Genomic DNA, 26,490 nt, shown 5'->3' with positions numbered 1-26,490 from the left:
AGTCACGCGTCGGGGGCTATGCGGAAGGTGAAATCGAGTCGGCGCCATGCCCCGTCGACCACGCGGCCATCCGGGGTGGGGCCCCGATGTTCGGGCATGTCGACGATCAGGTTGTGCTTCACCCCGAATACCGAATCGGAGGTGAGGTAGGCGCCGTCGGACGGGAAGAGCTGGGTGATCAGGCGGCGGTGCCCGGAGGCGCTGATCATGAAGTGCACGTGCGGGGCCCGGAACGGGTGCCGGCCGACTCCATCGAGCATCTGCCCCACCGGGCCGTCGTCGGGAATGGGGTACTCGCACGGGAGGATCGTCCAGAACCGCAGCCGCCCATCGGCATCGGTTCGGAACTGACCGCGCAGGACCGGACCGTCGAGATCGGGCAGCTGCACGTCGTAGAAGCCGTCCTCGTTGGACTGCCAGACATCGACGATCGCATCCGGGAGCGGGGTGCCGTCCGGGTTGGTGACGGCCACGTCCACCCACATCGGGACGCCTGGAAGCCCCTCCGCAAGATCCGCTCCGGATCGCACGGCCGGCGGACCCTCGACGTAGAACGGGCCGAGTACCGCCGACGGTGTCTGCTCCCGGACACGTGAATTGGTGAGGATGTCGACCATCGTCGAGATCCCCAACGTGTCCGACAACAGAATGAACTCCTGGCGCACATCGGAGCAGACCTGCCCGGTGCGCGTGAGGAAATCGATCGCGAATTCCCATTCGGCGGTCGTGAGGTCGTTGCTCGTGACGAAATCGTGCGCACGACGGACAAGGTCGGTCATGAGGGTGTGCAAGCGCGGATCCTCGGTGCCGGCGAAACTGGCGACCACCGCGCGGGACATGCGGTCGAGTTCGGCACGGGGGAAGGCGTTTCCGCCGCCGGGCCGGGATCCCGCCACCGCATCTGCCAGCAACGCGGAAATGCCGTCGACAGTGACCGAACGCGGATTCGGGTACGGCCGGGCCGTCGCCAGAGCCGCTGCCTTCGGAATGTCGTCGACGGTGAACCCGAGTTCCGCCAACGACGTCGGCCCGCCCAGGCTCGCGACGAGGTCGTGGACGCCGGCGGCGGCGTCCGGCACCCGCATCACCTGGGCGATCCGGCGCATCACGTCCTGCGCGGCGGGCGCGTTGTACGCCATCGCGTACGGAAGGATCACCGTGTGCATCTGCGAGTGCGGCAGATCGAAACCGCCGCCGAGTGCATGACAGAGCTTGTGATGCACCCCCATTCCGACCGCGGCCAGGCAGCTACCCGACAGCCAGGCCGCCTGCAACAGCTCACCGCGGCCATCGAGGTCCGACGGATCTGCCATCACCTTCGGCAGGCCCTGCGTGATCCCGCGAATCGCCTCGAGGGCGAGCTGATCGGTCACCGGATTGGCCTCCGGCGCGTACAGTGCCTCTACCGCGTGCGCCATCGCGTTGATCGCGCTGGTCAACGTGATCGCTGGGGGCAGACCGACGGTGAGATCCACGTCGTAGACCACCGTCTCCGGCAGGATGTCCGCCGACGACCGGGTCGTCTTCACGCCGTTCTCGGTCTCGCCGAGCACCGGTGTGACCTCGGACCCGGCATAGGTGGTGGGGATGATCACCTGGTCGTAGCCGGCCCGCACCGCGAGTGCCTTCGACAGACCCGTCGTGGATCCGCCGCCCACCGACACGACGCAGTCGACGTCGTGGGCGCGGGCCGAGGCCAGCGCCTCCTCGGTGACCTGTGTGGGGGTGTGCATCGCGGCCCCGTCGAAACGGGCGACGAGCAGATCGCCGAGTGCCCGAGCGACTTCGGTGGCCGGCTCGGCCACATCATGGCCCGTGAGCAGCAGCACTCGGCTGCGCCCCAGCCGCAGAACCTCGTCAGCGACGGTTCGGCTCGTACCGCTTCCGAACACCACTCGCGACGGCTGTGCGTTGTAGGTGAAGGTTTTCATATTCGCCGCTCTCACATTCCACGTCACACGTTGCGTAAGTCACACACCGATGTCGATGATGGACGCCCGGCGGCCGAGTCGTCCTGCACGATCCGCGCATCGGCAGGCACGAAACGTGCATGCCGAACCCGAGAAAGGCCGGCTCAGCCCGCGCGGCGAACCTGCGCGGGCGTGGTGCCCAACTGAGCCCGCATCGTGCGGGTCAGGTGTTCCTGGTGCGAGAACCCGCAGTCGACCGCGATCTGGGCGATCGGGTGGTCCCCCGTCCGCAGCTCCCGTGCTGCCTGCTCCACCCGCAGCCGCACCAGGTACCGGTGGGGTGTCATCCCCGTCGCAGCCTTGAACTGCCGGGTGAGCTGGCTGGTGCTCAGCGCAACGGCACCGGCCAGCTCGGACAACGGAATGGGCTCCGCCAGGCGATGTTTCATCAAATCGATGACAGCAGAGACACTGCTACGGGTCGATCTGCCGCCTGCCGCCGGCCCATCCGCCGCGGCCCGGCATCGTCCGGCGCCGTACCGGTGCACCAGGTGCACGGCGAGCATCGTCACCAGATGGTCGGCGTACGTCCGTGCGGACGGGTGCCAGTCACGCAGTGTGGCGTCCATCGACCGCACCAGTTGCTCGAGCATCGGATCGTGGACGCCGATATGCGGTTCCAACTCGACCGGTCGCCCGTCCGCGGCCTCCTCGAGCAACGCGGCATCCAGGTTCGCGTGAATGGTGTCGAGGTCCGCACCGAGTTCGACGGTCAACTCCTGGCCGGCCGGATGGACGAAGAAGCCCCCGGCCGGCACCGTCGTCCGCTGGGCGGCACCACCACGCCCGCGGACGACGTCGACGGGTCCACCGAGATGCAGGATCAGCAGGTGCGAACGCGCCCCGTCGAATGCACCCCGGTAGGGCCGTTCCGCCTGGGTGGAGACATACGCACCGGACCATCCACGACCCGCGCTGGTCCGGCGTGGATGCACCCATGGCTGCCGGAGGATTCCTACGGTGTCGTCGAGTCCCAGCTCGACCATGCCGGCTCCTTCCCGCCGCCACCGTCCGGGCACGCACACGACCGGGGCGATCTCACTGCGATCGCACCATGGTAGCGAGCTACCCGCGTGGCTTCCCGATCCCGAAATGCATCAGATCCTCGCCCACGACGAGGTTGCCGGTGAAGTCGGTCCGTGTCTTCTCGTCACCCAGACCGGTCGGTGGCTCGATGTCCGCAACATCGAAGATCTCCCGCAAATCCTGCTTGGCGTTGTCGCGCATCCGATCATTGATGTCGGTGGCATACGCCTCGAGCAGCTTGCGGGTCGAGGCGGCGGTACCGGGCGTCGGGGATTCGGGGCACCAACACTTCCGGCTGCACGTCCCGGTCCGGAGGTTCGGGTAGTCGACCGTATCGTCGGAGTGAAGGTGGCTGAGGAACCAGCGATTCCTGGACCTGGTCGTGGCGAACCGCATCGAGTGAACGACGAGCATCGACACCCGTCAACACCACGTCGCCCGGATCCGGAGATCCCGGGCGAGGTGGTCGCGCTGTTCGGTGACCAGTCGGCACAGTGCGCCCGGTGCATCGACGTTCGCGGCGAGCCACGAATCCACCGAATCGACCGAATCGGACGCCGGGAAGAGCCCGAGGACGATCCGGCGGGCGATCTCGATGCTGCGCTGCGCCCACACCCCGCGGATCGCCGCGAAGTAGGCGTCGTCGTAGCCGGCGATCAGGTCGCGGCGCTCGCCCGCCCGGAATCCGGCGATGACGGCGTCGAGGTGGTCGTTGCTCAGCGCCGTGTCCTCGAGCGCCGACGTCCAGGCCCGCGCCTTGACCTCCGGGTCCGGGCGGGCGGCGAGCGCACGCAGTTGGGCGGTCCGCCCGGACGCGGTGTCGTCGCGCACCAGTTCGACGTCCAGCGTCTCCGGGTCGGCGTGCCCGGTCGCGGACAGCGCCGTCCACAGCGCCCAGCGCAGGTCCGGATCCAACCGGAGCCCGTCCGGGCCCGGCCGGCCGCCGTCGAGGATCGCACGGATGTCGGCCGCGTGGCGGTCGTCGACAACTGCTGCGGCCGCAGCCGCACGGGCCCATGCCAGCTGTCCACCCGAGCCTGATTCGGCTTCCTGCATTGCCGTCCAGCAGGTTTCGAGCCACTCGCGCCGCCAGCGGTCCCGCGCCTCGGTGGGCAGGTAGTGGCCGATCGCGAACGACGCGTTCGCCAGGACCGCGGTCAGCAGCGCCATGTTCGGCTCGGACGGCGCGAACGCGCGTGCCATCGTCAGGTACCGCTCGGGGGCGAGTTCGCCGTCGCGGGTGGCGTTCCACAGCGCCGACCAGATGAGGCCCCTGGCCAGCGGGTCGACGACCCGGTCCAGCGAGCGCTCGACCGTCGCGAGCGAGCCGGCATCGAGACGCACCTTCGCGTACGTGAGGTCGCCGTCGTTGAGCAGCCGGAGCGCCGCGGGGGACAGGTCGACCGGTGTCCGCTCGGCGACCACGTCCAGCTCCACGCGATCACGTCGAACCAGGTCACCGGCGTCGTCGAAGTCGTAGAGCCCGACGGCCACGCGGTGCGGCCTCGGATCGCTCTGCACGATCTCGTACCCGCGCACGTCGTCGCCGCCCTCGAGGGTGAGAGTGGAGACGCCGGTGGTCTGCAGCCACGCCTGCGCCCACGCGCCCAGGTCACGGCCCGAGAACGCCGACAACTCCGCGAGGAGGTCGGCGAGCGTGGTGTTGCCGAAGGCGTGCTCGCGGAAGTAGCGCCGCGCGCCCTCGAAGAACGCGTCGCGCCCGACATAGGCGACCAACTGCTTGAGGACGCTGGCGCCCTTCGCGTAGGTGATGCCGTCGAAGTTCAGTTTCGCGGCCTCGAGGTCGACGATGTCGGCGACGATCGGGTGCGTCGTCGGCAGCTGGTCCTGCGAGTACGCCCACGCCTTCCTCCGGTTCGCGAACGCGACCCACGCGTCGGTCCACTCGGTGGCCTCCACGCTCGCGAGGGCGCCCATGAAGTCGGCGAACGACTCCTTGAGCCACAGGTCGTCCCACCACACCATCGTCACCAGATCGCCGAACCACATGTGGGCCATCTCGTGCAGGATCGTGTTGGCCCGGCCCTCGTACTGCGCGGCCGTTGCGGCGCCGCGGAAGACGTAGGCCTCCGTGAACGTGACGCAGCCGGGATTCTCCATCGCGCCCAGGTTGTATTCGGGCACGAACACCTGGTCGTACTTGCCCCACGGATACGGATAGTCGAAGTGTTCGGCGAAGAAGTCCAGCCCCTGCTTCGTCACCTCGACGATCGCGTCGGCGTCGAGGTACTGCGCCAGCGACGCCCGGCACAGCACCCCGATCGGGACGGTGAGATCGTCTCGGCTCCAGATGGATTCGACCCGATGATACGGACCCGCGACGATCGCGGTGATGTACGTGGAGATGGGCAGTGTGGGGGAGAACTCGACGACCTGACGGGTGTCGTCGACGTGGTGGAGTGCCGCCGGGCGGTTGGACACCACCTCCCAACCCGCGGGGGCGGTGACGACAAACGTGAACGGCGCCTTCATGTCCGGCTGCTCGAAGCACGCGAAGACGCGTCGCGCGTCCGACGGCTCGTACTGTGTGTACAGGTAGGTCCGGCCGTCGACGGGGTCGTGGAATCGGTGCAGCCCCTCCCCGGACCGGCTGTACGCGCCGACCGCGCCGATCACCACGGTGTTCGATGCACGCAATCCACGCAGAGCGATACGGGCGCCGTCGAACTCGATGTCCACGGCTTCGCCGTTGACGGTCACCGATCGAACCTCGGGACCGAGGAAGTCGATCCACGTCTCGGACGTGCCGGAGTCGAACTCGACGGTCGTCGACGTCGCGAAGCCCGGCTCGGAATTGTCAGGCGCACCGGATATGTCGAGTTCGACGCGGTAGGAACGGACGGTCACGGCTGCCGAACGCGCGGCGGTCTCGGCACGGGTCAGGTTCGCAGTACTCACGCCCCGATCCTGCCAGCCGCGAGTAGAGTTCGACTCATCTCCGGGTAACCACACCGAACGGGGTTACGACATGTCAGGACGTTTCGAAGGAACGACCGTGATCGACCGTCCCATCGACGAGGTGTTCCAGTTCCTCGCCGCCGGCGTCAACGATCCGAAGTTCAGCCCTCGGGTGCAGAAGATCGAGCAGACGACCGACGGCCCGCCGGGCGTCGGCACCGTCTTCGTCAGCACGGTCAAGGACGCCGGGATGACCAGTCAGCGCGAGTTCGAACTGACCGAGTTCGAGCCGCCGCGACGACTGCGCTGGGCGGAGCGGTCCAAGAACTCCGTCACCGCAGTGGAGGGTGGATACGACCTCGAACCCAACGGAGGCGGGACGAAGCTGACGGTCTTCAACGTGCTGGAGGGGCACGGGATCGGCAAGCTCATCGCGCCCCTCGCGCTGCGGGCGGCACGAAAGGACGCTCCCGACTTCGCCTTACGGATCAAGTCCGCGATCGAGGGCTGATTCATCGATTCGCGCCGGAGCCTCGCCGCGTGGCCGGGCTCGATGCGGCCTTTCCGGGTAGCATCGGGCATTGCGACCCGATATGACGGAGAGGCACGATGAACGACGTCGTCAGAATCGAGATAGACCCGGAAACCGGCATCGGCACCATTGTGCTGGATCAGCCGGACCAACGGAATCCACTGTCCACCAACATGATGCGACAGGTCACAGCAGCACTGCGGGAGATGGCCGACGACGATACCGTCCGGGCGGTCGTGTTGAGTGCGGTCGGCCCGGCGTTTTCCGCCGGACACGACCTGTCCGAGATGATCGACCGTACCCTCGAGGACGAGCGGGAGGTCTTCGAGGTGTGCACGGCGATGATGGACACCGTGCAGGCGATTCCGCAGCCGGTGATCGCCGCGGTGCAGGGACCGGCGATCGCTGCCGGCTGCCAACTGGCCGCGTCGTGCGATCTGGTGGTGGCGTCGTCGAACGCGGTGTTCGGAACCCCGGGTGTGCGGATCGGGCTGTTCTGTTCCACCCCCATGGTTGCGCTCAGCCGATCGGTGGGCCGCAAGCGCGCGATGCAGATGCTGCTCACCGGCGAGACGATCGACGCCGACACCGCCGCCGACTGGGGCCTGGTGAACGTCGTGGTCGCACCCGACGAACTGCAGTCTCGGGTGCGGGACCTGGCCTCGAAGATCGCCGAATCCAGCCCGCTGACCCTCGCCATCGGCAAGCAGGCGTTCTACCGGCAGATCGACCTGCCGCAGGACGAGGCGTACGAACTGATGGCCGAGACGATGGCCACCAACGCGGTCACCTGCGACGCACAGGAGGGTATGAGCGCGTTTCTCGAGAAGCGAAAGCCGTTGTGGAAGGGCAAATGAGACGAATAGCCACGGCTTTTCGACACGCGGGGCCCACTTGACACGCGCTGCGGCGATTCCCGTTCTAGCCTGAACTTCATCCGGGTTCCGTGAGAGAGAGGCACATCAATGGCATTGCCCACCTTGACCCCCGAACAGCGCGCTGCAGCACTGGAGAAGGCTGCAGCGTCCCGCAAGGCGCGGTCCGAACTGAGAGAAGATCTCAAGTCGGGCAAGCTCACCCTGGTGGAAGTTCTCGACAAGGCGGATACCGACGAACTCGTCGGTAAGACGAAGGTGCTCTACCTGCTCGAATCCCTGCCCAAGGTGGGGAAGATCAAGGCCCGCGACATCGCCGAGTCCGTCGGCATCGCCGAGACTCGACGTGTCTCCGGCCTGGGCGCCCGTCAGCGCGCCGACCTGATCGCCAAGCTCAGCTGACACAGTTCTCCGCGTCGGCCCGCACCCCACGGTGCGGGCCGACGCGGCTGTGGCAGGACTGAGCACGGACGGACTCAGCGCGCCAACAGCATTCGCGCAATGGCGACCTGTTCGTCCGCCAAGCGCCGTTCGCCGTGCTTGTACTGCGCCGCGACCAGCACGTCGGGGATCTCGATCACCCCGCCGATCCTACGAACGTCGCGAGCCGGCCGGATTTCGTCCGATCTCAGTGCAGGCGGTCCGCCCAGTCCTCCGGTACCCGCTCGCGTGGTCCCGGAACCGTCTGTTCGCTCGGATGGCTCTGCGGCGGAGCCAGTTCCGGACCCTCGGCGAAGCCCTGCGTCCGGTAGTCCCAGAACCAGTCCTCACCGGGCTCGAAGCTCCGGATGATCGGGTGTCCGGACGCCGCCGCGTGCGCGCTCGCGTGCTGCGCGGGGGAAGAGTCGCAGCAGCCGACGTGCCCGCAGGCGGCGCACCGGCGCAGGTGGAACCACCACCCGCCGGCCGCGTCGCACTCGGCGCAGCCCGTTCCACTGGGCGTCGCGGCGGGATCGATCTCCGGTGTCTCGGTCATGTGTCGTGCCTCCTCGGCCGGGTGTCGGCGTGTGGCCGACGTGGGCACCATTGTTCGCCGCGCCCGGCACCGCGTCGAGTGGATCGGACCGCGGATTTTGCTGGCACACCGCGCGACTGTCGGGCTACGGTGCAGTACAGACGTGGTTTCACCAGTGCCAGCATCCGGAGGACACATGAGCCCCGACCGCCCCACCGGTTCCGACCCGAACCGCGGCACCGACCCCGAGCACGTCGACGTCCTCATCGTCGGCGCCGGGCTGTCGGGAATCGGCGTCGCCAGTCGGCTCCACCGGACGCATCCGGGACGCTCCTTCGCGATCCTCGAGGCCCGCGCCGTCTCCGGGGGCACGTGGGACCTGTTCCGGTATCCGGGCATCCGCTCCGACTCCGACGTCCAGACCTACGGGTACGACTTCAAGCCGTGGAAGGGCCGCAAGGCGCTCGCACCGGCCGCGGACATCCTCCGCTACATCCGCGACACCGCCCGCGAGTACGACGTCGAACGCCATATCCGCTACAACCACAAGGTGATCCGCGCCGACTGGTCGTCGGCGGACGCCCGCTGGACGGTCACCGCGCGGCGCGGCGACACCGACGAGACCGTGACGGTCACGGCCGACTGGTTCTTCTGCGCCGGCGGCTACTACAACTACGACCGGGGCTACACACCGGTGTTTCCCGGTGCCGACCGGTTCACCGGCTGGATCGTGCATCCGCAGGCGTGGCCCGAGGACCTCGACTACACCGGCAAGCGGGTGGTGGTGATCGGTTCCGGGGCCACCGCCGTCACCCTGATCCCGGCGATGGCCGATGCCACCGCGCACGTCACGATGCTGCAGCGCTCGCCGTCCTACGTCATCCCGCTGCCCGCGGAGGATGCGCTGTCCGGCGTGTTCCGCCGGGTGCTGGGGGACGAGCGGGGCTACCGGCTCACCCGCAAGAAGAACATCATGCAGAACGTCTGGATCTACAAGCTGTCCCGACGCTTCCCCAAGCAGGTGCGCGCGATCATCCGCTGGCTCAACACCCGCCTGCTGCCGTCCGGTTTCGACGTCGACACCCACTTCAACCCCACGTACGACCCGTGGGACCAGCGCTTGTGCGTCGTGCCCGGAGGCGACCTGTTCAAGACGATCTCCAGGGGCAAGGCCTCGGTGGTCACCGACACCATCGACACGTTCACCGAGAACGGCATCGCGCTGACCTCCGGAAAGCACCTCGACGCCGACATCATCATCACCGCCACCGGTCTCGACCTGCTCGCCCTGGGCGGCGTCGAACTGCGCCTGGACGGCGAGCCCGTCGACATCACGAAGCGGCTGGCGTTCAAGGGAACGATGCTCTCCGACATCCCGAACTTCTCGTTCGCCGTCGGTTACGTCAACGCCCCGTGGACCCTCAAGGTCGACCTCGTCGCCGACTACCTGTGCCGGGTGCTGAGCGCGATGGATCGGCGCGGCGCCGATGTGGTTGTCGCGGAGAACCGTGAACAGGGCATGGAGACACGGCCGCTGCTCGACTTCGCATCCGGCTACATCCAGCGCTCGCTGGATCTGTGGCCGCAGGCCGGGACGAAGGATCCGTGGAACCTGCCGATGGACTACTACAAGGACGTCGTCGCGCTTCGGGACACCCCGATCGACGACGGCACCCTGACGTTCTCGCGGGTCGAGCCGACGCCCACGAGATCGGACGACGACCTCGTCAGCCCCGACTGACCCGCACCCTCAGTTGCTGTTACTGCTACTGGTGGTCGTGGTGCTCGACGGCATCCGGGCCCGGAGCCAGTCGACCAGGTCCGTCGCGCTACGGGTCTGCATCCAGACCCGACCCGGACCGGTGAACTCGGTGACGATGCCCTCGCCACCGAGAATCATCGACTTCCACCCACCGGCCTTGCGGATGCGGTACTGGACGGTCTCGTCGAACGCGACGACGTGACCGGAGTCGAGTGTCATCGTCTCCCCCGCCGCGAGCGTCACCGACCGGATGGCGCCGTAGCTGGACAGCAGGATCTCGCCGTTTCCGCTGCACCGCAACAGAACGAGCCCCGCGCCGCTGAAGAACCCCTTGCTACCGCCCCATTTGGAGTCGACGTCGACGGTCGCGTCGGAGGCGAGCCAGCAGCCGGACTGGACGAGCAGCGCGGTCCCTTCGTCGACGGTGGTTTCGACCAGGTCGCCCGGGAGTGCGCCGGCGACGCCCACGACACCACCCCGTTCACTGCTGAAGTCGTTGACGAAGAAGCTCGAGCCGCCCAGGGAGCGGCGGAGTCCCTTCAGGAAGCCGCCCCGCGTCGACGTGGTGATCGCGATGTCACCCCGCATCATCGCCATCGCCCCGGCCTCGACGCGGACCGATCCACCGGCGGGGACACTGATCTCGGCGAACGCGAACGCGGGCCCACAACTTATCTCGGTCTTCATGGCTTCCTTCTCGAAAGGTAGAAAGTCGAATATCGGGCAGGGACGTCACGGTACCGGGGTTCGGCGGCCCGGAGCCGCCTTCGACACGGGAGATCCCGCACCCGGCGCGGTACGCTCGAGACGGCACCCGCGAGGACATGGGAGCGTCATGGTGGATACGGCGTCCGAGGCATCGTCCCGGCGACGCGAACGTGTGCACCGCCTCAAGGAATTCGCGCTACTGGCGGTCACCCTCACCGCGCTGATCGCCGGCGCGATCGCGTGGCTGCTCGGTGCCGACAACGTGGCCGACAAGTGTTGGATCGCCGGGACAGTAATCGCGATCGCGCCCGCTGCCTGGTGGGTGATCGACGCGCTCCGACGGGGGCGGATGGGCGTAGACCTACTCGCGGTGTTGTCCCTGATCGGCACGCTGCTGGTCGGCGAGTATCTCGCGGGCGCGCTGATCAGCGTCATGCTCGCGACGGGGCAGGCGCTCGATGCCGCCGCCGAACGCCGCGCCACGAAGGATCTGCGATCGCTGCTCGACCACGCGCCCCGCACCGCCCGCCGACGAACCGGCGACCACGTCGAGGCGATCCCACTCGACGACGTCCTCGCCGACGACAACCTGGTGGTCGGACCGGGGGAGGTGGTGCCCGTCGACGGGTGGATCACGTCCGGTTCCGCCGTGCTCGACGAATCCGTCCTCACCGGAGAACCGCTCGCCGTCGAGCGGCGTCGCGGCGAGGCGGTGCGGAGCGGAATCGTCAATGCAGGAACCGCTTTCGAGATGCAGGCGCACACGACCGCCGACCAGAGCACCTACGCCGGCATCGTCCGCCTGGCCCGCGACGCCGCCGCCGAGAGCGCCCCCGTCGTACGGGTGGCCGACCGCATCGCGGCCTGGTTCCTGCCGCTCGCGCTCGCAATCGCGGGTTCCGCCTGGCTGTTCAGCGGTTCGGCCACCCGCGCTGTCGCGGTGCTGGTGGTCGCGACGCCGTGTCCACTGCTACTGGCCGCGCCCGTCGCGATCGTCTCCGGACTGTCCCGAGCGTCCCGTCTGGGTGTGGTGATTCGCAGCGGCGGCGCCCTCGAGAACCTCGGACATGCCACCACACTGGTGATGGACAAGACCGGAACCCTTACCACCGGTCGCCCCACCGGCACGGACGTGCTCATCGCGCCCGGCGGCGATGCCACCGACGTGTTGCGACTGGCCGCGTCCGCCGACCAACTGTCACCGCACGTACTGGCCGACGCCATCGTGCAGGAAGCGAAGATGCGCGGGCTCGCACTGACATTGCCCACCGACGTGGCGGAGGAGGCCGGGACCGGCGTGAGCGCGACCGTCGACGGCCGACGGGTCACCGTCGGCACCCTCAGCTTGCCCGACGATGCACCGGCGTGGGCACGTGCCGCCCACAGTCGGGCCGTGCTCGACGGCGCAGCGGTTGCCTGGGTCACCGTCGACGGCGATCTCGCGGGCGCCGTCCTGCTGGTTGATCCCGTCCGCCGGGACGCGTCCCGCACCCTGCGGCGCCTGCGCTCGGCCGGACTGAACCGGCTCGTCATGCTCACCGGGGATCGGCGCGAACCCGCGGAGGAGATCGGCTCGGTCCTCGGTCTGGACGCCGTCCACGCCGAACAGACACCCGCCGACAAGGTGGCCGGGGTCCGGGCGGAGCGGGAATCGGCGGTGACCGTCATGGTCGGCGACGGCGTCAACGACGCCCCGGCCCTCGCGGCCGCCACCGTCGGCGTCGCGATGGGGGCGCGGGGCTCGACGGCAACGTCGGAGGCCGCGGACGTCGTGCTCACCACCGATCGACTCGACCGCCTGGCCGACGCGATGGCCATCGCCCGCCGCTCCCGGCGCATCGCCGTGCAGAGCGCGGCAGTGGGGATGGGGCTGTCGTTGGTGGCCATGGGATTTGCCGCGTTCGGATTCCTGCCGCCCGCGGCGGGTGCGCTGCTGCAGGAGGGTATCGACGTGGCCGTGATCCTCAACGCATTACGCGCGCTGCGGGGCGACCGGAACCAGGAGATTCTCCTTCCCGACGACACCGAGGCAATGCTGCACCGGTTCTCGGCCGAGCACGACGAACTGCGCGACCAGCTGGCCATCCTGCGCGACACGGCGCAACTGCTCGTCGGTGGCAACCTCGCGGCCGCATATCCCGCCCTGCGTCGGGTCGACACCTTCCTGTTCGGCACGCTGCTCCCGCACGAGCAGGCGGAGGACCGCGAACTGTACCCGGCGCTCGCCACCCCGCTGGGCACAGCAGAGGCGACCGCGACGATGAGCCGCATGCACGCCGAGATCGACCGGCTCGCGCGACGCCTGCGCACCCACCTCACCCGCGCCGATGCGGCCGACCGGATCGACCCCGATCAGGTCGACGACCTCCTCGCCTGCCTGTACGGGCTGCACGCGCTGCTGCAGCTGCACTTCGTGCAGGAGGAGGAGAACTACTTCACTCTCGCGCCCGAATCGGATTCCGCGCCCCGGGACCGCTGAGGGGCGTCCCCGAGCGGGATCGCGCCAAACCCCCCTTCCGGGGCGGCCCCCGTCGGGGACCCACCCGGCACGGGGCAAATCCCCCTACGCCGTCGAACGAACCGGCACTAGCGTTCGAGTTGTCGCTCGGCCGGCCGGGCGGCGATACCGTGGCCCTCCGGACCCCCGACCTGGCGGACCACGGCCGGGCGGTGGCGTCGGATCCATCCCGATGCCACCGCCCGGGCCCAGAATCCGGGTCTCCGACACGCCAGCTCGAGGTTGCATCCCCGTCACCGGCTGGCTTACAGTGCACCTGCGCGCCCCTCACGGGGCTTCCTGCAACCCTGTCGATATCGGGTCTGCTTGTAGCGCTGTCACATTGATGCATGCGCGTGTGGCGATCGTTGCTCCCGTGCCGGGACCCGACGACGCCCGGCCCCTACGGTGCGCGCAGGCGTTATCCCACGAACCCGGCTCGGCCGATCCCGTCCGCTTCACGGCGGGTGTGCCGCGTCGCAGTGACCACCGGGTGGGCGGTCTGACCCCCGACTCAGGCAGGCCCGCCCGGTGGTCGCATCTACCGGTGGAACCCCACCGTTCCGGTGCCCCGGCCGGATCGCCTCGAGATGCCGGCTACGTGCCGTTCTGGTAAGGAACTGGGAGCGCTAGTTCAACAGAACAGAGGGGAAGTTCTTTGGGGTACTTCGATCGTCGCGTCGTGGCCGTGACGGGAGCCGGTTCGGGAATCGGTCGCGAATTGTCGACCAGGTTGGCCGACGGGGGTGCGGTGTTGGCCCTGTCCGGGGACGCCGAAGGTCCGTTGAAGGAGACTGCGGACCTGTGCGAACGGGCCGGGGCCCGGGTATCCGCGTCGGTTGTCGATGTCACCGATCGGGCCGCGGTCCACGCCTTCGCCGCCGAGACCGCGAGCCGCTTCGGTGGTGTCGACATCGTGATCAACAATGCCGGAATCCTCTACACCGGTGAGGTTCTGGCTTCGGACTACGCCGACATCGAGCGGGTGATGGACGTCGACTTCTGGGGCGTCGTCAACGGCACGAAGGAGTTCCTCCCGTACGTGGTCGAGTCGGACCGCGGTCATGTGGTGAATCTGTCCTCGGCATTCGGGTTGATGGCGGCGCCCGGGTACTCCGCCTACAACGCCGCGAAGTTCGCGGTCCGCGGGTTCACGGAGTCGCTGCGTCAGGAGATGGAACTCGGCGGCCATTCGGTGAAGGTGACGTGCGTGTACCCGGGTGGCGTCCGGACCGGCATCGCGCGGACCGCGAGCGCCGCCGCCGGGGTGGACGTTCGCGAGGTCGCCGACTCGTTCGATCGGCGAATCGCTCGCACCGACCCCGCCGAGGCCGCGCGCACGATTCTGCGGGGTGTCGAACAGGGGCGTGCGCGGGTGCTCGTCGGCCCGGACGCGAAGGTGGTGGACGCGGTGACCCGGATCCTGGGTCCGGCGTACCAGTGGTTGCTGCCGGCCGCGAAGCGTCGGGGGCTGCGGAAATGACCACGGATTGGCTGCTGATCAGCACCTTCGGCGGACAGGAGCCGTCACTGATCGGGGTGGGGTCGTCCCCGAAACCCTTCGTGCCGCTGGGCCGGCACTTCAAGGGCCGACGGAGCCAACCGAACAGGGCCCTCGACGACGTGCAGAACGCTCTGCTCGAGATCATGGCCGACCCCGAGCATCGGCGGATCGACCGGGAGTCGGAGGACGGCCGCAAACGCATCCTCGCGGAACCGCTGCTCAATTCCGAGTCCCGCCTCCACGGCGTCTACTTCTGGCGCGGAGACACCGACGAGGCACCACCGCCGCGGGACCCGGCGGGCGCGTGGCACTTCAATCTGACGGCCGGCAAGGCCAGCGGCAGCGACGACCTCTTCGACCTGTACGGCGTCGCACCCGAGGACCGGCGCAGCGAGGCCGCGCTGGCGGGCGCCTTCACCCGGCTGGTGACGAACCGCGACGAGGGCGAGGCGCTGGCCAAGATCGTGCAGTCGGAACCGGGCACGGAGCACCAGGCGGTGTGGAAGGTCCGCCGCGACGACGGCGAGGAACGCGCGGCACACTTCTCGTGCCGGATGCTCGAGGAGAAGCCCGATCCTGCCGGGGACCGGCGCGAGGTCATCCTTCGCGGGATCACCCACGACATCGGCCCGGCAGGCGAGGTCCCGGCCGCGCCGCCACCGGTCATCCTCGAGCATCGGGTGCTCGACGCCGTGCTGACGCCCGGCGAATACCTCGCCTACGTCGACCTGAAACGCCTCGCACTCATCAAGTGGCGCAGCGAGCCGATGCCGGGGGTGGCCTGGGAAGATGCCGTCGGGGAGCCGGCGCCCGCCATGCATCCGTCCGATGTGCCGCTCGCGCGGAAGATGGCCAAGGATCTCGCCTACCGGAAGGTCGAAGGCATCCTGCGGTTCCGCGGACTCGACGGGGACTGGAAACCCCTGCACCTGTCGGTCGCACTGATGGCGTTCGACGAGTCCACCCACGGCGGACTCGTCACCGTCACGGAGGCGCCCACCCCGCAGAACCGAAATACGTCTTTCGGTCAGTGAAAGACCGGTCGTGGGCGACATCGCGGCCCGGCAACGTGGAAGGCATCCATGTGCTGCGACTGCGAGGGGCGACCGTGACGAGTCTGTTGAACAAGCCGGTGTGGGAATCCCGAATCTTCACCGGCGAATGGGTGGCCGGCGGCGGTGAGGACCGTGTCGTGGTCGAACCCGCGACCGGGAAGCAACTCACCACCGTCGGGACGGCCACCCCCGACGATGTCGCGGCGGCCGCCACCGGCGCCACGGCGGCACAGAAGGCCTGGGCCGCGCGTCCGTACACCGAGCGCGCGGCCGTCCTCCGTCGAGCCGGGCAGCTGTTCGAGCAGTACGCCGAGGAGATCGGCGAGTGGATCGTCCGCGAAGGCGGCAGCATCCGGGCGAAGGCCGAGACCGAGACGCACACCGCCGCCGAGGAGTGCTACAACGCGGCGGCGCTCGCGGCGCATCCCGTCGGCGAGGTGCTGCGCTCCGAGCAGCCGCGGCTGAGCTTCTCGCGCCGCGTCCCGGTGGGCACCGTCGGTGTCATCGCCCCGTTCAACTTTCCGCTGATCCTGTCGATCCGCGCCGTCGCGCCGGCACTCGCCCTGGGCAACTCGGTGATCCTCAAGCCGGACCCGCGCACCGCGATCTGCGGTGGCGTCGTCCTGGCCCGGATCTTCGAGGAGGCCGGGCTTCCGGCCGGTGTCCTCAGCATGCTGCCCGGTGGTGCGGACGCCGGCGAGGCGGTCGTGGTCCACCCCAGCGTGCGGGTCATCGCGTTCACCGGTTCGACGCGTGCCGGACGCGCGGTCGGTGAACTGGCGGGCCGCCACCTCAAGCGCGCCCACCTGGAACTCGGCGGCAACAATGCCCTCATCGTCATGGACGACGTCGACCTGGAGAAGGCCGTCTCGGTGGGCGCCTTCGGCTCGTACATGCATCAGGGACAGATCTGCATGGCCACCGGCCGACAACTGGTGCACGAGAGCATCGTCGGTGACTACACCGCACTGCTCGCCGAACACGCCGAGCGGCTGCCCGTCGGAGATCCGTTCACCGGCGAGGTGGCGATGGGGCCGATCATCGATGCGCGGCAACGTGATCAGATCCACGCCCTCGTGTCGGACAGCATCGCGGCCGGAGCACGGCTGGCGGCCGGCGGAACCTACGAGGACCTCTTCTACCGTCCGACGGTCCTCGCCGACACCCCGCGGACGGCGCCCGCCTTCGTCAACGAGGTCTTCGGCCCCGTCGCCCCCGTTACCTCCTTCGCGACCGTCGAAGAAGCCGTGTCCGTCGCCAACGACTCGGAATACGCACTGTCCCTGGGAATCCTGACCGGCGATGCGATGAAGGGCCTCGAGATCGCCCAGCAGATCCCAACCGGCCTGGTCCACATCAACGATCAGACGGTCGGCGACGAGGCCGTCGTCCCGTTCGGCGGACTCGCATCGTCCGGCAACGGCGGCCGCGTCGGCGGTATCGGCGCCAACCTCGACGCCTTCACCGAGACGCAGTGGGTGACGGCGCAGAGCGCGCTGCCGATCTACCCGTTCTGATCCGCCGAATCCGCAGGAGCACAACATGGTCAACACAGCTCGCGCCGCCATTGTCGACGGCATCGGTGAACCCTTCACGATCGGCGAGGTCACCCTCGACGCGCCCCGGGCCGACGAGGTCCTGGTCCGGATCGTCGCCGCCGGGGTCTGCGGCACCGACCTGGGTGTCCAGGCCGGGCACATCCCCTTCCCGCTCCCCGGGGTGCTGGGACACGAGGGCGCCGGGATCGTCGAAGAGGTGGGCAGCGCGGTCACCAGCGTCAAGCCGGGCGACAAGGTGCTGCTGTCGTTCACCAGCTGCGGCGAATGCCGCAACTGCCGCACGGCACACCCCGCGTACTGCCAGGAGTTCCTGCCGCGCAACCTCGTCGGCGGACGGCGCGCCGACGGCAGCACCACGGTCCGGCGCGGCGACGAGGAGATCAACGGGCACTTCTTTGCCCAATCCTCTTTCTCCACATACGCGTTGGCCGACGAACGCGGCGTCACCAAGGTCTCCGATTCGGCGGACCTGGGTCTGCTGGCGCCGCTGGGTTGCGGAATCCAGACCGGCGCCGGGGCCGTACTCAACATCCTCACACCCGAACCCGGCTCCACTCTGGCCGTTTTCGGAGTGGGTGCGGTGGGAATGGCTGCCGTCATGGCGGCAGCCCTCACCGGCGCCGAGCGAATCGTCGCCGTCGACATCGTGCCGTCACGACTCGAGCTGGCCCGGGAACTGGGCGCGACGGACGTGATCAACTCGAAGGAGGCGGATCCGGCCGCCGAACTCGACCGGATCAGCGGGGGACTGGGCATCGACTACGCGATCGACGCCACCGGCAACGTGCGGGTGCTCGAGACCGCGATCAACTGCCTCGCGCCGCTGGGCACGGTGGCGGCCATCGGCGCCCCGGCGGCCGGCGCGACGGTCCCCGTCGACGTCAACTACCTGCTGAACGGTCGCCGTTTCATCGGTGTCACCGAGGGTGATTCGGTGCCGCAGGTGTTTCTCCCCGCGCTGGTGAAGCTGATCGAGCAGGGACGCTTCCCGCTGGACAAGCTCGTCGAGTACTACCGGTTCGAGGACATCAACGACGCCGCGCAGGGCATCAGGGACGGAAGCGTGTTGAAGCCCGTGCTGCTGTTCGACTGAGCGTCCGGCGGGCGTGTCTGCCCGGAAAGATGATCCCTCCTCGAGAGGATCGTCCGGGGGCGGTCGGCAGCGGGTCGAGGCCGGGAACTCGGAGGGTGGAACATGCGGCGGATCGTCGGGCGCCTCGTCGGCTGGTCGGCGGTACTGGTCGCGATGGCCGGTGTGCTCGTGCTGGGGTCCGCGGGGTGGGTGGCGGTCGCCGCGTCCGGGCACATGTACGACGTCCGCGACGCGCCGAACGCGCCCGTCGTGATCGTCCTCGGCTCGCAGGTCCGGGACGGGAAACCGATGAAGTTCCTGGCCGGACGGCTCGACGCCGCCGTCCGACTGGTGGAGGACGGCAGGGCCCGCGCCGTCCTTGTGTCCGGTGACGCGAACGGCCGCTCCGGCAACGAGATCGCGGCCATGACCGAGTACCTCGTGGACGCCGGTGTCGATCCCGCGCGGATCGTGGGCGACGGCTACGGCCTCGACACGTACGACACCTGCGCGCGGGCGGTGCGGACGTACGGGGTGACGAAGGCACTCATCGTCAGCCAGGGCCTACACGTGTCCCGCGCGGTGGCGCTGTGCCGCGACGCCGGCATCGACACCGACGGCGTAGAGGCCGAGTGCGAATGCAACCGGCTCGCCGTCGTGCGGAACTACGCGCGGGAGTGGCTGGCGCGACCCAAGGCGGTGCTCGATCTGCTGTCGGGGCGGGACCCGGCGGTGGTGTCGCCGCCGGACGGTTCGCTCGCCACCGCAGTGGATCGGTGACCGCTCGGCACCGTCCGCGGTGTCCGGTGCGGCGGGACCCGATCTCACAAGGTCGCGACGCACATCCTCGGGTCGTCGCGGGAGACTCCACCGTCCGATGTCGCGCGGGCCCTGCAGCTCGGGCCGACCGAGCAGGTGCTCGTCGTCACGCGTCACCGCGTGATCGACACGCACCCTTCCGTGCTCCAGCATTCCTACATCCCCTGGAGCACGGGCATCTCCCCGGACGAACTGGTCGACGCGTCGCTCTATCAGGTTCTCGCACAACACGGTTACCCGGTCGCGTCGGCCAACGAGTCGATCACCGTCACCACGCTCGGTACCGCCGAAGCCGAACTGCTCGCCCGCCCGGAACACAGCCCGGCCATGCTCAGTCACCGAACGAACGTCACCGAGGACGGCACCCCCGTCCTGCACGACACCGCGTTGATCCCGTCCGACATCGCCGAACTCCACATCGACCGCGGTCCCCAACAGATCCGAGTGACGTACCGGATCAACGATCGGGGCGGCCGCACCGCTCGGTGAGCGGTGCGGCTCGCGCCCTACCCGGCGGGCCGGGGTGCCGGGGTGGTGGTGGTCGTCGTCGTCGGCTTGGTCGTGGTGGCGACCGTCGAGGACGTGGATGCGGCAGCGTCCGGGGAAGCGGCCGGCGACGGCGTCGGCGTCGTGGCGACCTCGGTCGACGAAGCCACGGCCGGCGACGTGGCGGGGACCGTCGTCTCCGTGGCGCTCTGCGCCGCGGACTCGGCGGGAACCGCGGACTCCGACGGGGAAGCGGTCGAAGTCTGCGGCACCGCTGAACCCGTCGGCTCGGCCGACGATTCTGTGGTGGTGGCCGCCAGCTCGGTGAGGGCGTCGGCCAGTTCGGTCGCGGTCGGCTTCGCCGCCGGGTCGACCGGCTTTCCGTTCTGCGCCTGCTTGGCCAGGTACGTCAGCCACGCGGCGGCGTACTCGGCGGACGTCAACGGCTTGCCGTTCGCGCCGTCGGCGTCGCGCCAGTAGTCGAAGTGGTGGCCGATGTCCGGGGCCAGGGTCATCTGGTACGGATCACTCAGGATCACCGGGATGGTGTTCTGGTTCGTCACGATCAGCCCGACGATCTCCTTGAACACCTTCTGCGGCAGGTACGCCAGCGGCGACATCTCGTCGGTGGAGATCGAGCTGACGTCCTTCGGGGTCTGCGTCGTCGACTCGCCCGGCACGTAGTCGGGGTCCGACACCTTCAGCAGGACGTCCAGGAAGGTCTCGTCGCTCTGCATCCAGTTCGGCTGCGACTGGATGTTCAGGAAGGCGTCGTATCCGATGCGGCCCAGAACGACTGCGATGTCCTGACCGGTGGCCGGCGTGAGGCCCTCGCCTTCGAGCCGATCGACGTTGATCTGCCTGCCCACGTTGACCACGAGCTGCAACAGCGAGATGTTCTGGGGTGCAGCGCAAGTGAAGTCGCCGTCGGAGCAGAAGGACGCGACCTTGCCGCCCAGCGCACCGAAGTCGTCGTCTCCGGTGTTCGGGAGGACACCCTGACCCGGCACCGGGGTCTTGCCGTTCTGGTACTTCGTGTCGAAGCCGTCCGGGTTGCCGAACGGGTTCTTCGCACCGGGGAACGGGCCCTGCCCCGCCCCGCGGCCCGCATCGGCGAAGATGACGACGCCGACGACGTTGGACGGGTCGACGATCCCGTAGCCCTGGTCGGCGTCGGGTTCCTGGTGACCGATGTTCATCGCGACCCGGCGAGCGACGTCGGCGCCCTCGCTGTATCCGACGATCGAGAACTTGGTGTCGGGGCACGACACACGGATGGCCCGCATCACCGATTCGGTGTTCGCCACACCGGCGGCGACGGCGTCGTCGTAGCTGGCCATGTTCGCGGGATAGGCGATGTACAGCGCGGCGTACGCGTCGCGATCCACGACGCCGTTCGGCGCGTTGATGACCTGGTCGATCCGTCCACTGCTGTAGTCGTCCGACAGGGCCGCGGGGAGCTCGTTTCCGTCGGGATCGACCAGCATCTTCGTGGTGCCCGCCACCGGGGTGTCGCTGCGGCCGGCGATCGAGACGGTCACCATGTCGCGGCACTCCGTCGTCGACGCTGTGAGCTGGGTGTCCACTGTGCTCGGTGGCGGGGACGACAACGCCCACGTGAGCGCGACGACGACCGCCACACCCAGCGCCGCCGGCGTCGTCACCCGCGCAGCCATTCGATGTCGCGCAAAGAATCCGCGAATTGTCATGTCAACTCCCCTATCCCGACCTCACCAAGACACATGCAGGTCGACCCCCCCGAACCGCACGTCACGTCATGACAGACGTCGGTCTCCGGGGCGGAGACGTTACAGCGCGGACCGGCCGCCACCCGACCGTCCGGTCACCAGGATCGGATTTACCGCGGTTCGGTCGGTTGGCTACCTTTGTCTCGATCGCCTCGGCAGCGAGGCCGCGGCGGCGTCCGGGGGAGGGACACAGCCATGCACGGCGCAACCAGGAATCCGAATGCTCGTCGACCGTTCCTGGGAGGGGGCCCGACGACGGCTGCCCTCGCCTTCCTCGCGCTGGCGGCCGCGGTGCTCTTGTTCACCCTGGTCGACCCGAGGGAGCCCATGATCGGCATCCTGGCCGGCGGCGCCGACCTGGATGTCTACCGTGACGGCGCGCGGCATGTCATGGAGGGTCTGCCGCTCTACACCGAACCGGTGATCCACGGCCTGCTCTACACCTACACGCCGTTCTCGACGCTGATGTTCATCCCGTTCGGGTTCCTTCCGGGCGGCATCGACAAGTACATCTGGATGGGCGCCAACCTGCTCCTGCTGGTGGCGATCGTCGCGTTGTGCTGGCGGATGCTGGGATACCTCGTCACCCGCCGCGTCATCGCCGTCTCGGCACTGCTGGCGGTGGCCTGCGCGTTCCTCGAACCGGTCCGCACGACGCTGTTCTACGGCCAGATCAACCTGGTCCTGATGGCACTGGTGCTGTGGGACGTCTCGCGCGGCGAGACCAGCAAGCTCAAGGGCGTCGGTGTCGGTATCGCCGCCGGGATCAAGCTGACGCCGGCGTACTTCGTCCTCTACTACCTGGTGCTGCGCCGGTGGCGGGCCGCAGCGGTCGCGGCGGCCACCTTCGTCGCGACCGTCGTCGGAAGCTGGGTCGTGCTCCCGAAGGACTCGTGGCAGTACTGGGCCGAGACGTTCTTCGATTCCACGCGCATCGCGGACGACTCGCATCCCGCCAACCAGTCGTTGCGCGGCGCGATCACGCGCCTGGCCGGGGGACCGGTGCCCACGTGGGTGTGGCTGCTGTGCGCCGCGGCCGTCGTCGCCGTCAGCATGTGGGTGGTGGTCCGACTCCATCGCGGCGGCGAGCGCCTCCTCGCGGTCACCGTCGCCGGACTGACCGCGGCGGTGGTCTCCCCGTTCACCTGGAGCCACCACTGGGTGTGGTTCGTGCCGCTGATGGTCTACCTCGTGCACCGGGCCCTGACGAACGCGTGGTGGTGGGCGAGCGTGATCGCGCTGTTCGGTATCGCCGGATCGTGGGCCTACCGCTTCCCCGACGACACCGTGGTCGTCGGGCTGTACCTGTTCCCGCCCAACTGGATCGCCTGGGACATCGTCGTGAACATGTACGTGCTGATCTACGCGGCCGTCCTGATCGGCGCGGCGGTCGTCGCGTTCCGCGGCAGTGCCCCGACCCCGCCGGATCGCACGCTTGCCGAGACGCCGACGCCGGACAACACGACGAACTCGCCTGATCCCGAGCCGGTTTCGTAGCGGCGATCCCAGCGCTCAGCCGTCGGGCAGCGCCGCCGCCTTGTCCAGCAGGATCTTTCGCTCGCGCTGGTTGCCGGTCAGCTCGGCGGCCGCCTCGAACTCGATGCGCGCCTCCCGGTTCCGGCCGAGCCTGGCGAGGAGTTCGCCACGCGTCGCGGGCAGCAGCCGATAGCCGGCGAGCCGCCCGCCGTCGACCAGATCGTCGATGATCCGCAGCGCCGCAGCGGGGCCCGACGCCATCGAGACCGCCGCCGCGCGATTGAGGTCGACCACGGGCGACGGTGCCAGACGGCCGAGCGCCTCGTAGAGGAGAACGATCCGGTCCCAGTCGGTGTCGTCGACGGACGGTGCGACGGCGTGACACTCGGCGATCGCCGCCTGCAACGCGTAGGCGCCGCGGCCGCGTCCGATCGCGTCGGCCCGGGCGAGCGCGGCGCGTCCCCGGATGATGGCGCCGTGGTCCCACCGGCGACGATCCTGGTCGGCGAGCAGCACCGGGTCGCCGTCGGCATCGAGCCGCGCCGGGAAGCGCGCCGCCGTCAGCTCCATGAGCGCCACCAGCCCGTGCACGTCCGGCTCGTGCGGGAGGAGCTCGGCCAGAACGCGTCCGAGGCGGACGGCCTCGCGGCTGAGCTCCGGACGCATCCACTCGTCACCCGCGCTCGACGCGTGCCCCTCGTTGAACACGAGATACAGCACACCGAGGACGGCGCCGAGCCGGTCACCGAACTCGGACCGCGGCGGCACCTCGAACGGCACCTTGGCGGCGGCGAGCGTCTTCTTCGCACGGACGATCCGCTGCTGCACGGCGGCGGTCGACGCGAGGAACGCGCGCGCGATCTCCTCGCTCGACAGGCCGCCGACGACCTTGAGGGTCAGCGCAACCTGCGCCTCCCGCGACAGCACCGGATGGCACGACACGAACAGCAGCCGGAGCACGTCGTCGTCGATCCGGTCCGGATCCCACGGCAGCTCGTCCGATGTCGCGGCGGTTTCCTCGGTCTCGAGGTTGCGTGCGATGGTGGCGAGGCGGTCGTCGTAGCGCTCCTGGCGCCGCCAACCGTCGATCGCCTTGCGTTTCGCGACGGTGGTGAGCCAGGCCCCGGGATTGGCCGGAACACCGGTCTGTGGCCACTGCGCGAGCGCGTCGACGAGGGCCTCCTGCGCAAGATCCTCGGCCAGGCCGAAATCGCCGACGGTACGAATGAGCGTGGCGACGATGCGCGCCGACTCGATGCGCCACACGGCCGCGACGGAGCGCCGCGCGGACTCGATCGGGTCCGGGCGGTGCTCCGTCGGCGTGGCGGGCATCCGGCTACGCGTTGCGGTTCTCGAGTTCCTCACGCCAGCCGTCTTCCTTCTGGATCCACTCGTTGTCCTGCGGGAAGTCCTCGGGCCCGGTCACCCGGCGCACCTCGATCTTCGCCCCCGGGCCCAGCGGAACCCGCTTGGCCCACTCGGCCGCCTCCTCCTTGGACGCGACCTCGAGGATCCAGAACCCGTTGAACAGTTCCTTGGTCTCCCCGTAGGGACCGTCGGTGACGAGCGGAGTGTCGCCGGAGAAGTCGACGACGAACCCCTCCTCGGCGTCGGACAGGCCCTCCCCGGCCAGCAGCACGCCCGCCTTCATCAGGGCCTCGTTGAACTTGCCCATCTGCTCGATGACCTGCTCGAACGGGACTTCCTTGTATGCCTCGACAGCCTCGTCGGTGGCGCGCATGATCAGCATGTACTTCATCGGTTCGCTCCTTCGTCGGGGTCGCGTTTCGACCCTCTCATCCAGGACGTCGAACGGGAAGACGCCAGATCGACAAGGTCCGCGAATCAATTTTCGGAAGGCTGTTCGGCGAGCGTGACATACATCAGCTCGGCGCGAAGGGCCGCGCGAGCCGCCACACCCACAGCGCCGCGACGCACGCGAACACCAGGAGCGGCGGCACGAACCACGTCACCCAGTACATCGCGGTCGGCCCGGGTTCACCCGGACGTCGTTGGTTCGTCGGCACCGGCGACAGTTCGGGGACGTCGAGCGCATGCTGCAGCGCGACCACCGCCGGGCCGAAGCAGAAGACCGCCACACACGCCCCCACCAGCAGGCCCAACGGGACACCGATCCCGAACGCGAGATCCCAGGCCGTATGCGGTTCGGATCGCTCCTCGTCATCGGCGGCGGGGCCGGTGCGGGGTTGCTCTCGCCCGTCGGACATGTAGGCAGTGTTCCACCGTCGATCGGGGTTCGTTACCGATCCGAAGGATCGGACGGGCTACCCGCGCGCGATCCGGAACCCGACGTCGTCGATGCGGTACGTGGGGTGGCTGCGCCGACGCACCGACGCCCGGCAACTCCAGTGCGCGTCCGCCCACCCGCCGCCGCGCAGCACCCGATAGCTGCCATACACCTCCGGATCGTAGAGATCCCAGCACCACTCCCAGACGTTGCCGAGCATGTCGTGCAGACCCCATCCGTTCGGCAGCTTTCCGCACACGTCGTGCGGGCGCCCGTCGGAGTTGTCGCCGTACCAGGCGATCTCGTCCAGCGGCCCGTACCGCGGTCCGCTCGTTCCGGCCCGGCAGGCGCGCTCCCATTCGGCCTCGGTCGGCAGCCGATAGCCGTCGGACCCGGCGTCCCACCCGACGTGGTCGCCGGCGACCCGGTAGGCGGCGGTGAGGCCGGCGCGCGCGGAAAGCTTGTTGCAGAACAGGATCGCGTCGAACCACGACACGCCCTCCACCGGGCGACGGGGATTCCGCGACGCGCCCGGCCACTCGCCGGTGACGTCGGCGTACTCGGCCTGTGTCACCGCGCCGACCCCGATCTCGAAGCCCCCCACCTCGACACACCAACTGCTACTCGTCCGCCGATCCGACAGTGTCACCTGGCCTGCCGGTACCGCGGCCAGCTCGGGAAAAGCTAACGGCTCCATGGTTGATCGACACTACCGATTTCCTTCGACCTCACGTCGGACTACCGTGCGCACGATCGACCGAGCGGGACCGCCACCACGATCGTCGAGCCGACCCCGTCGGGCGACAGATTGGCAATGGCACGGAACTGCGCTAAAGTGCTCTGCCATGTATGTCCAGCCAGCCAAGAAGGCCCGTGAGCGGCTGCATGCGGGCTTGGTCTGGATCGAGAGAAGCTAGGCTCCTCCTCCGCCGCCTACAGGTTCGGCTTCCGTCCACGGGTTCAGCTTCGTGGACGTGATATTCCGCGAATCTATCGTTCACATCAGGATCAATCCTGATGTGCCATCTCTTTCATCGACTACACGCGCAGTTTTCGAGTCGGGCCCGAGGCCATTTCCATTCGGGTCGGCCGGATTCGCAGTTTCGGACTCGAAACGATGCCTGTGAAGTCGATCCGCTCTGTCTGATTTCTGATTACTGGGAGAACACTTGTGATTACCGCTTCCGACCTCGAAGTTCGTGCCGGTGTGCGGACGCTGCTGTCTGCCCCGGGTTCGGCGTTGCGTGTGCAGGCCGGGGACCGGATCGGTCTGGTCGGG

The 26,490-nt window shown here is 68.8% G+C and carries 22 protein-coding genes and 1 pseudogene; 12 read left to right on the top strand and 11 right to left on the bottom strand.

Annotated features, from left to right (window positions below; genetic code table 11):
* Positions 1 to 2: 2 nt before the first annotated feature.
* The 4 genes from DEU38_RS29720 to pepN all read right to left on the bottom strand — a co-directional run bounded on the left by DEU38_RS29720 (position 3) and on the right by pepN (position 5,915).
* Positions 3 to 1,931: a maleylacetate reductase and hydroxyquinol 1,2-dioxygenase domain-containing protein gene (locus DEU38_RS29720; RefSeq protein WP_114724533.1), complete on the bottom strand. Its 1,929-nt coding sequence runs from the start codon at positions 1,929 to 1,931 to the stop codon at positions 3 to 5.
* Positions 1,932 to 2,074: 143 nt separating this feature from the next.
* Positions 2,075 to 2,956: an AraC family transcriptional regulator gene (locus DEU38_RS27445; protein WP_114724532.1), complete on the bottom strand. Its 882-nt coding sequence runs from the start codon at positions 2,954 to 2,956 to the stop codon at positions 2,075 to 2,077.
* 79 nt (positions 2,957 to 3,035) lie between these two features.
* On the bottom strand, positions 3,036 to 3,416 hold the full coding sequence (locus tag DEU38_RS27440; RefSeq protein WP_114724531.1) for a hypothetical protein: 381 nt from the start codon (positions 3,414 to 3,416) through the stop codon (positions 3,036 to 3,038).
* Between the two features lie 3 nt (positions 3,417 to 3,419).
* Positions 3,420 to 5,915 (bottom strand): aminopeptidase N, encoded by a 2,496-nt coding sequence (pepN, locus tag DEU38_RS27435; RefSeq protein ID WP_114724530.1) that lies wholly within the window; start codon positions 5,913 to 5,915, stop codon positions 3,420 to 3,422.
* 70 nt (positions 5,916 to 5,985) lie between these two features.
* Here pepN and DEU38_RS27430 point away from each other — a divergent pair, with 70 nt between their 5' ends.
* The 3 genes from DEU38_RS27430 to mihF all read left to right on the top strand — a co-directional run bounded on the left by DEU38_RS27430 (position 5,986) and on the right by mihF (position 7,724).
* The gene (locus tag DEU38_RS27430) at positions 5,986 to 6,426 is read left to right on the top strand and encodes an SRPBCC family protein (protein ID WP_114724529.1); all 441 of its coding nucleotides are present in this window, start codon (positions 5,986 to 5,988) and stop codon (positions 6,424 to 6,426) included.
* 98 nt (positions 6,427 to 6,524) lie between these two features.
* Positions 6,525 to 7,304 (top strand): enoyl-CoA hydratase, encoded by a 780-nt coding sequence (locus DEU38_RS27425; protein WP_114724528.1) that lies wholly within the window; start codon positions 6,525 to 6,527, stop codon positions 7,302 to 7,304.
* A gap of 108 nt (positions 7,305 to 7,412) precedes the next feature.
* Entirely contained in the window at positions 7,413 to 7,724 is a 312-nt protein-coding gene (gene mihF, locus DEU38_RS27420; protein ID WP_114724527.1) for an integration host factor, actinobacterial type, read from the top strand.
* A 226-nt stretch (positions 7,725 to 7,950) separates the two neighbouring features.
* Here the strand turns inward: mihF and DEU38_RS27415 are convergent, their stop codons facing one another.
* Positions 7,951 to 8,298 carry a UBP-type zinc finger domain-containing protein gene (locus tag DEU38_RS27415; RefSeq protein WP_114724544.1) on the bottom strand — a complete coding sequence of 116 codons (348 nt, stop codon included), beginning with the start codon at positions 8,296 to 8,298 and terminating at the stop codon, positions 7,951 to 7,953.
* A 175-nt stretch (positions 8,299 to 8,473) separates the two neighbouring features.
* Here DEU38_RS27415 and DEU38_RS27410 point away from each other — a divergent pair, with 175 nt between their 5' ends.
* Complete coding sequence (locus tag DEU38_RS27410) at positions 8,474 to 10,018, top strand: NAD(P)/FAD-dependent oxidoreductase (RefSeq protein ID WP_114724526.1); 1,545 nt, start codon at positions 8,474 to 8,476, stop codon at positions 10,016 to 10,018.
* Positions 10,019 to 10,027: 9 nt separating this feature from the next.
* Here the strand turns inward: DEU38_RS27410 and DEU38_RS27405 are convergent, their stop codons facing one another.
* Positions 10,028 to 10,726, bottom strand: coding sequence for a TIGR00266 family protein (locus tag DEU38_RS27405; RefSeq protein ID WP_114724525.1), 699 nt, complete (start codon positions 10,724 to 10,726; stop codon positions 10,028 to 10,030).
* Between the two features lie 148 nt (positions 10,727 to 10,874).
* On the opposite strand from DEU38_RS27405, the gene DEU38_RS27400 reads away from it, so the two are divergent.
* From DEU38_RS27400 to DEU38_RS27370, 7 genes and pseudogenes are all read left to right on the top strand, one after another.
* The gene (locus tag DEU38_RS27400) at positions 10,875 to 13,226 is read left to right on the top strand and encodes a heavy metal translocating P-type ATPase (protein ID WP_114724524.1); all 2,352 of its coding nucleotides are present in this window, start codon (positions 10,875 to 10,877) and stop codon (positions 13,224 to 13,226) included.
* A gap of 676 nt (positions 13,227 to 13,902) precedes the next feature.
* The gene (locus DEU38_RS27395) at positions 13,903 to 14,727 is read left to right on the top strand and encodes an SDR family oxidoreductase (protein WP_114724523.1); all 825 of its coding nucleotides are present in this window, start codon (positions 13,903 to 13,905) and stop codon (positions 14,725 to 14,727) included.
* On the top strand, positions 14,724 to 15,782 hold the full coding sequence (locus DEU38_RS27390) for a GAF domain-containing protein (protein ID WP_114724522.1): 1,059 nt from the start codon (positions 14,724 to 14,726) through the stop codon (positions 15,780 to 15,782). Before DEU38_RS27395 ends, DEU38_RS27390 begins: the two co-directional genes overlap by 4 nt.
* A gap of 74 nt (positions 15,783 to 15,856) precedes the next feature.
* A complete protein-coding gene (locus tag DEU38_RS27385) occupies positions 15,857 to 17,320 on the top strand; it encodes an aldehyde dehydrogenase family protein (protein ID WP_114724543.1) in 1,464 nt (487 codons plus the stop codon).
* 25 nt (positions 17,321 to 17,345) lie between these two features.
* On the top strand, positions 17,346 to 18,455 hold the full coding sequence (locus DEU38_RS27380; RefSeq protein ID WP_114724521.1) for an NAD(P)-dependent alcohol dehydrogenase: 1,110 nt from the start codon (positions 17,346 to 17,348) through the stop codon (positions 18,453 to 18,455).
* A gap of 102 nt (positions 18,456 to 18,557) precedes the next feature.
* The gene (locus tag DEU38_RS27375; RefSeq protein WP_114724520.1) at positions 18,558 to 19,214 is read left to right on the top strand and encodes a vancomycin high temperature exclusion protein; all 657 of its coding nucleotides are present in this window, start codon (positions 18,558 to 18,560) and stop codon (positions 19,212 to 19,214) included.
* Between the two features lie 51 nt (positions 19,215 to 19,265).
* A pseudogene (locus DEU38_RS27370) lies at positions 19,266 to 19,742 on the top strand (GntR family transcriptional regulator); the annotation flags it as partial.
* Between the two features lie 17 nt (positions 19,743 to 19,759).
* Here DEU38_RS27370 and DEU38_RS27365 read toward each other — a convergent pair.
* Complete coding sequence (locus tag DEU38_RS27365) at positions 19,760 to 21,448, bottom strand: cutinase family protein (protein WP_114724518.1); 1,689 nt, start codon at positions 21,446 to 21,448, stop codon at positions 19,760 to 19,762.
* A 234-nt stretch (positions 21,449 to 21,682) separates the two neighbouring features.
* Here DEU38_RS27365 and DEU38_RS27360 point away from each other — a divergent pair, with 234 nt between their 5' ends.
* Positions 21,683 to 22,984, top strand: a complete 1,302-nt coding sequence (locus tag DEU38_RS27360) for a glycosyltransferase 87 family protein (protein WP_114724517.1) — start codon at positions 21,683 to 21,685, stop codon at positions 22,982 to 22,984.
* A gap of 15 nt (positions 22,985 to 22,999) precedes the next feature.
* On the opposite strand, the gene DEU38_RS27355 is transcribed toward DEU38_RS27360, so the two are convergent.
* The 4 genes from DEU38_RS27355 to DEU38_RS27340 form a co-directional block, all read right to left on the bottom strand.
* A complete protein-coding gene (locus DEU38_RS27355) occupies positions 23,000 to 24,295 on the bottom strand; it encodes an RNA polymerase sigma factor (RefSeq protein WP_114724516.1) in 1,296 nt (431 codons plus the stop codon).
* A 4-nt stretch (positions 24,296 to 24,299) separates the two neighbouring features.
* Positions 24,300 to 24,722, bottom strand: a complete 423-nt coding sequence (locus DEU38_RS27350) for a YciI family protein (protein ID WP_114724515.1) — start codon at positions 24,720 to 24,722, stop codon at positions 24,300 to 24,302.
* 124 nt (positions 24,723 to 24,846) lie between these two features.
* Positions 24,847 to 25,191: a hypothetical protein gene (locus tag DEU38_RS27345; RefSeq protein WP_114724514.1), complete on the bottom strand. Its 345-nt coding sequence runs from the start codon at positions 25,189 to 25,191 to the stop codon at positions 24,847 to 24,849.
* A 57-nt stretch (positions 25,192 to 25,248) separates the two neighbouring features.
* Complete coding sequence (locus DEU38_RS27340; RefSeq protein ID WP_114724542.1) at positions 25,249 to 25,884, bottom strand: SUMF1/EgtB/PvdO family nonheme iron enzyme; 636 nt, start codon at positions 25,882 to 25,884, stop codon at positions 25,249 to 25,251.
* Positions 25,885 to 26,490: the final 606 nt, after the last annotated feature.

Origin of the sequence: Rhodococcus sp. AG1013 (genome assembly GCF_003350365.1) — a bacterium.
Classification (GTDB): domain Bacteria; phylum Actinomycetota; class Actinomycetes; order Mycobacteriales; family Mycobacteriaceae; genus Prescottella.
This window is presented reverse-complemented; position numbering and strand designations above follow the sequence as displayed.

Coding starts and splice junctions, on each gene's coding strand:
- DEU38_RS27445 (WP_114724532.1), bottom strand. CDS start 2,956: ATGGTCGAGCTGGGACTCGACGACACCGTAGGAATCCTCCGGCAGCCA.
- DEU38_RS27390 (WP_114724522.1), top strand. CDS start 14,724: ATGACCACGGATTGGCTGCTGATCAGCACCTTCGGCGGACAGGAGCCG.
- DEU38_RS27365 (WP_114724518.1), bottom strand. CDS start 21,448: ATGACAATTCGCGGATTCTTTGCGCGACATCGAATGGCTGCGCGGGTG.
- DEU38_RS27430 (WP_114724529.1), top strand. CDS start 5,986: ATGTCAGGACGTTTCGAAGGAACGACCGTGATCGACCGTCCCATCGAC.
- DEU38_RS27425 (WP_114724528.1), top strand. CDS start 6,525: ATGAACGACGTCGTCAGAATCGAGATAGACCCGGAAACCGGCATCGGC.
- DEU38_RS27345 (WP_114724514.1), bottom strand. CDS start 25,191: ATGTCCGACGGGCGAGAGCAACCCCGCACCGGCCCCGCCGCCGATGAC.
- DEU38_RS27375 (WP_114724520.1), top strand. CDS start 18,558: ATGCGGCGGATCGTCGGGCGCCTCGTCGGCTGGTCGGCGGTACTGGTC.
- DEU38_RS27405 (WP_114724525.1), bottom strand. CDS start 10,726: ATGAAGACCGAGATAAGTTGTGGGCCCGCGTTCGCGTTCGCCGAGATC.
- DEU38_RS29720 (WP_114724533.1), bottom strand. CDS start 1,931: ATGAAAACCTTCACCTACAACGCACAGCCGTCGCGAGTGGTGTTCGGA.
- DEU38_RS27380 (WP_114724521.1), top strand. CDS start 17,346: ATGGTCAACACAGCTCGCGCCGCCATTGTCGACGGCATCGGTGAACCC.
- DEU38_RS27415 (WP_114724544.1), bottom strand. CDS start 8,298: ATGACCGAGACACCGGAGATCGATCCCGCCGCGACGCCCAGTGGAACG.
- mihF (WP_114724527.1), top strand. CDS start 7,413: ATGGCATTGCCCACCTTGACCCCCGAACAGCGCGCTGCAGCACTGGAG.
- DEU38_RS27360 (WP_114724517.1), top strand. CDS start 21,683: ATGCACGGCGCAACCAGGAATCCGAATGCTCGTCGACCGTTCCTGGGA.
- DEU38_RS27355 (WP_114724516.1), bottom strand. CDS start 24,295: ATGCCCGCCACGCCGACGGAGCACCGCCCGGACCCGATCGAGTCCGCG.
- DEU38_RS27350 (WP_114724515.1), bottom strand. CDS start 24,722: ATGAAGTACATGCTGATCATGCGCGCCACCGACGAGGCTGTCGAGGCA.
- DEU38_RS27410 (WP_114724526.1), top strand. CDS start 8,474: ATGAGCCCCGACCGCCCCACCGGTTCCGACCCGAACCGCGGCACCGAC.
- DEU38_RS27400 (WP_114724524.1), top strand. CDS start 10,875: ATGGTGGATACGGCGTCCGAGGCATCGTCCCGGCGACGCGAACGTGTG.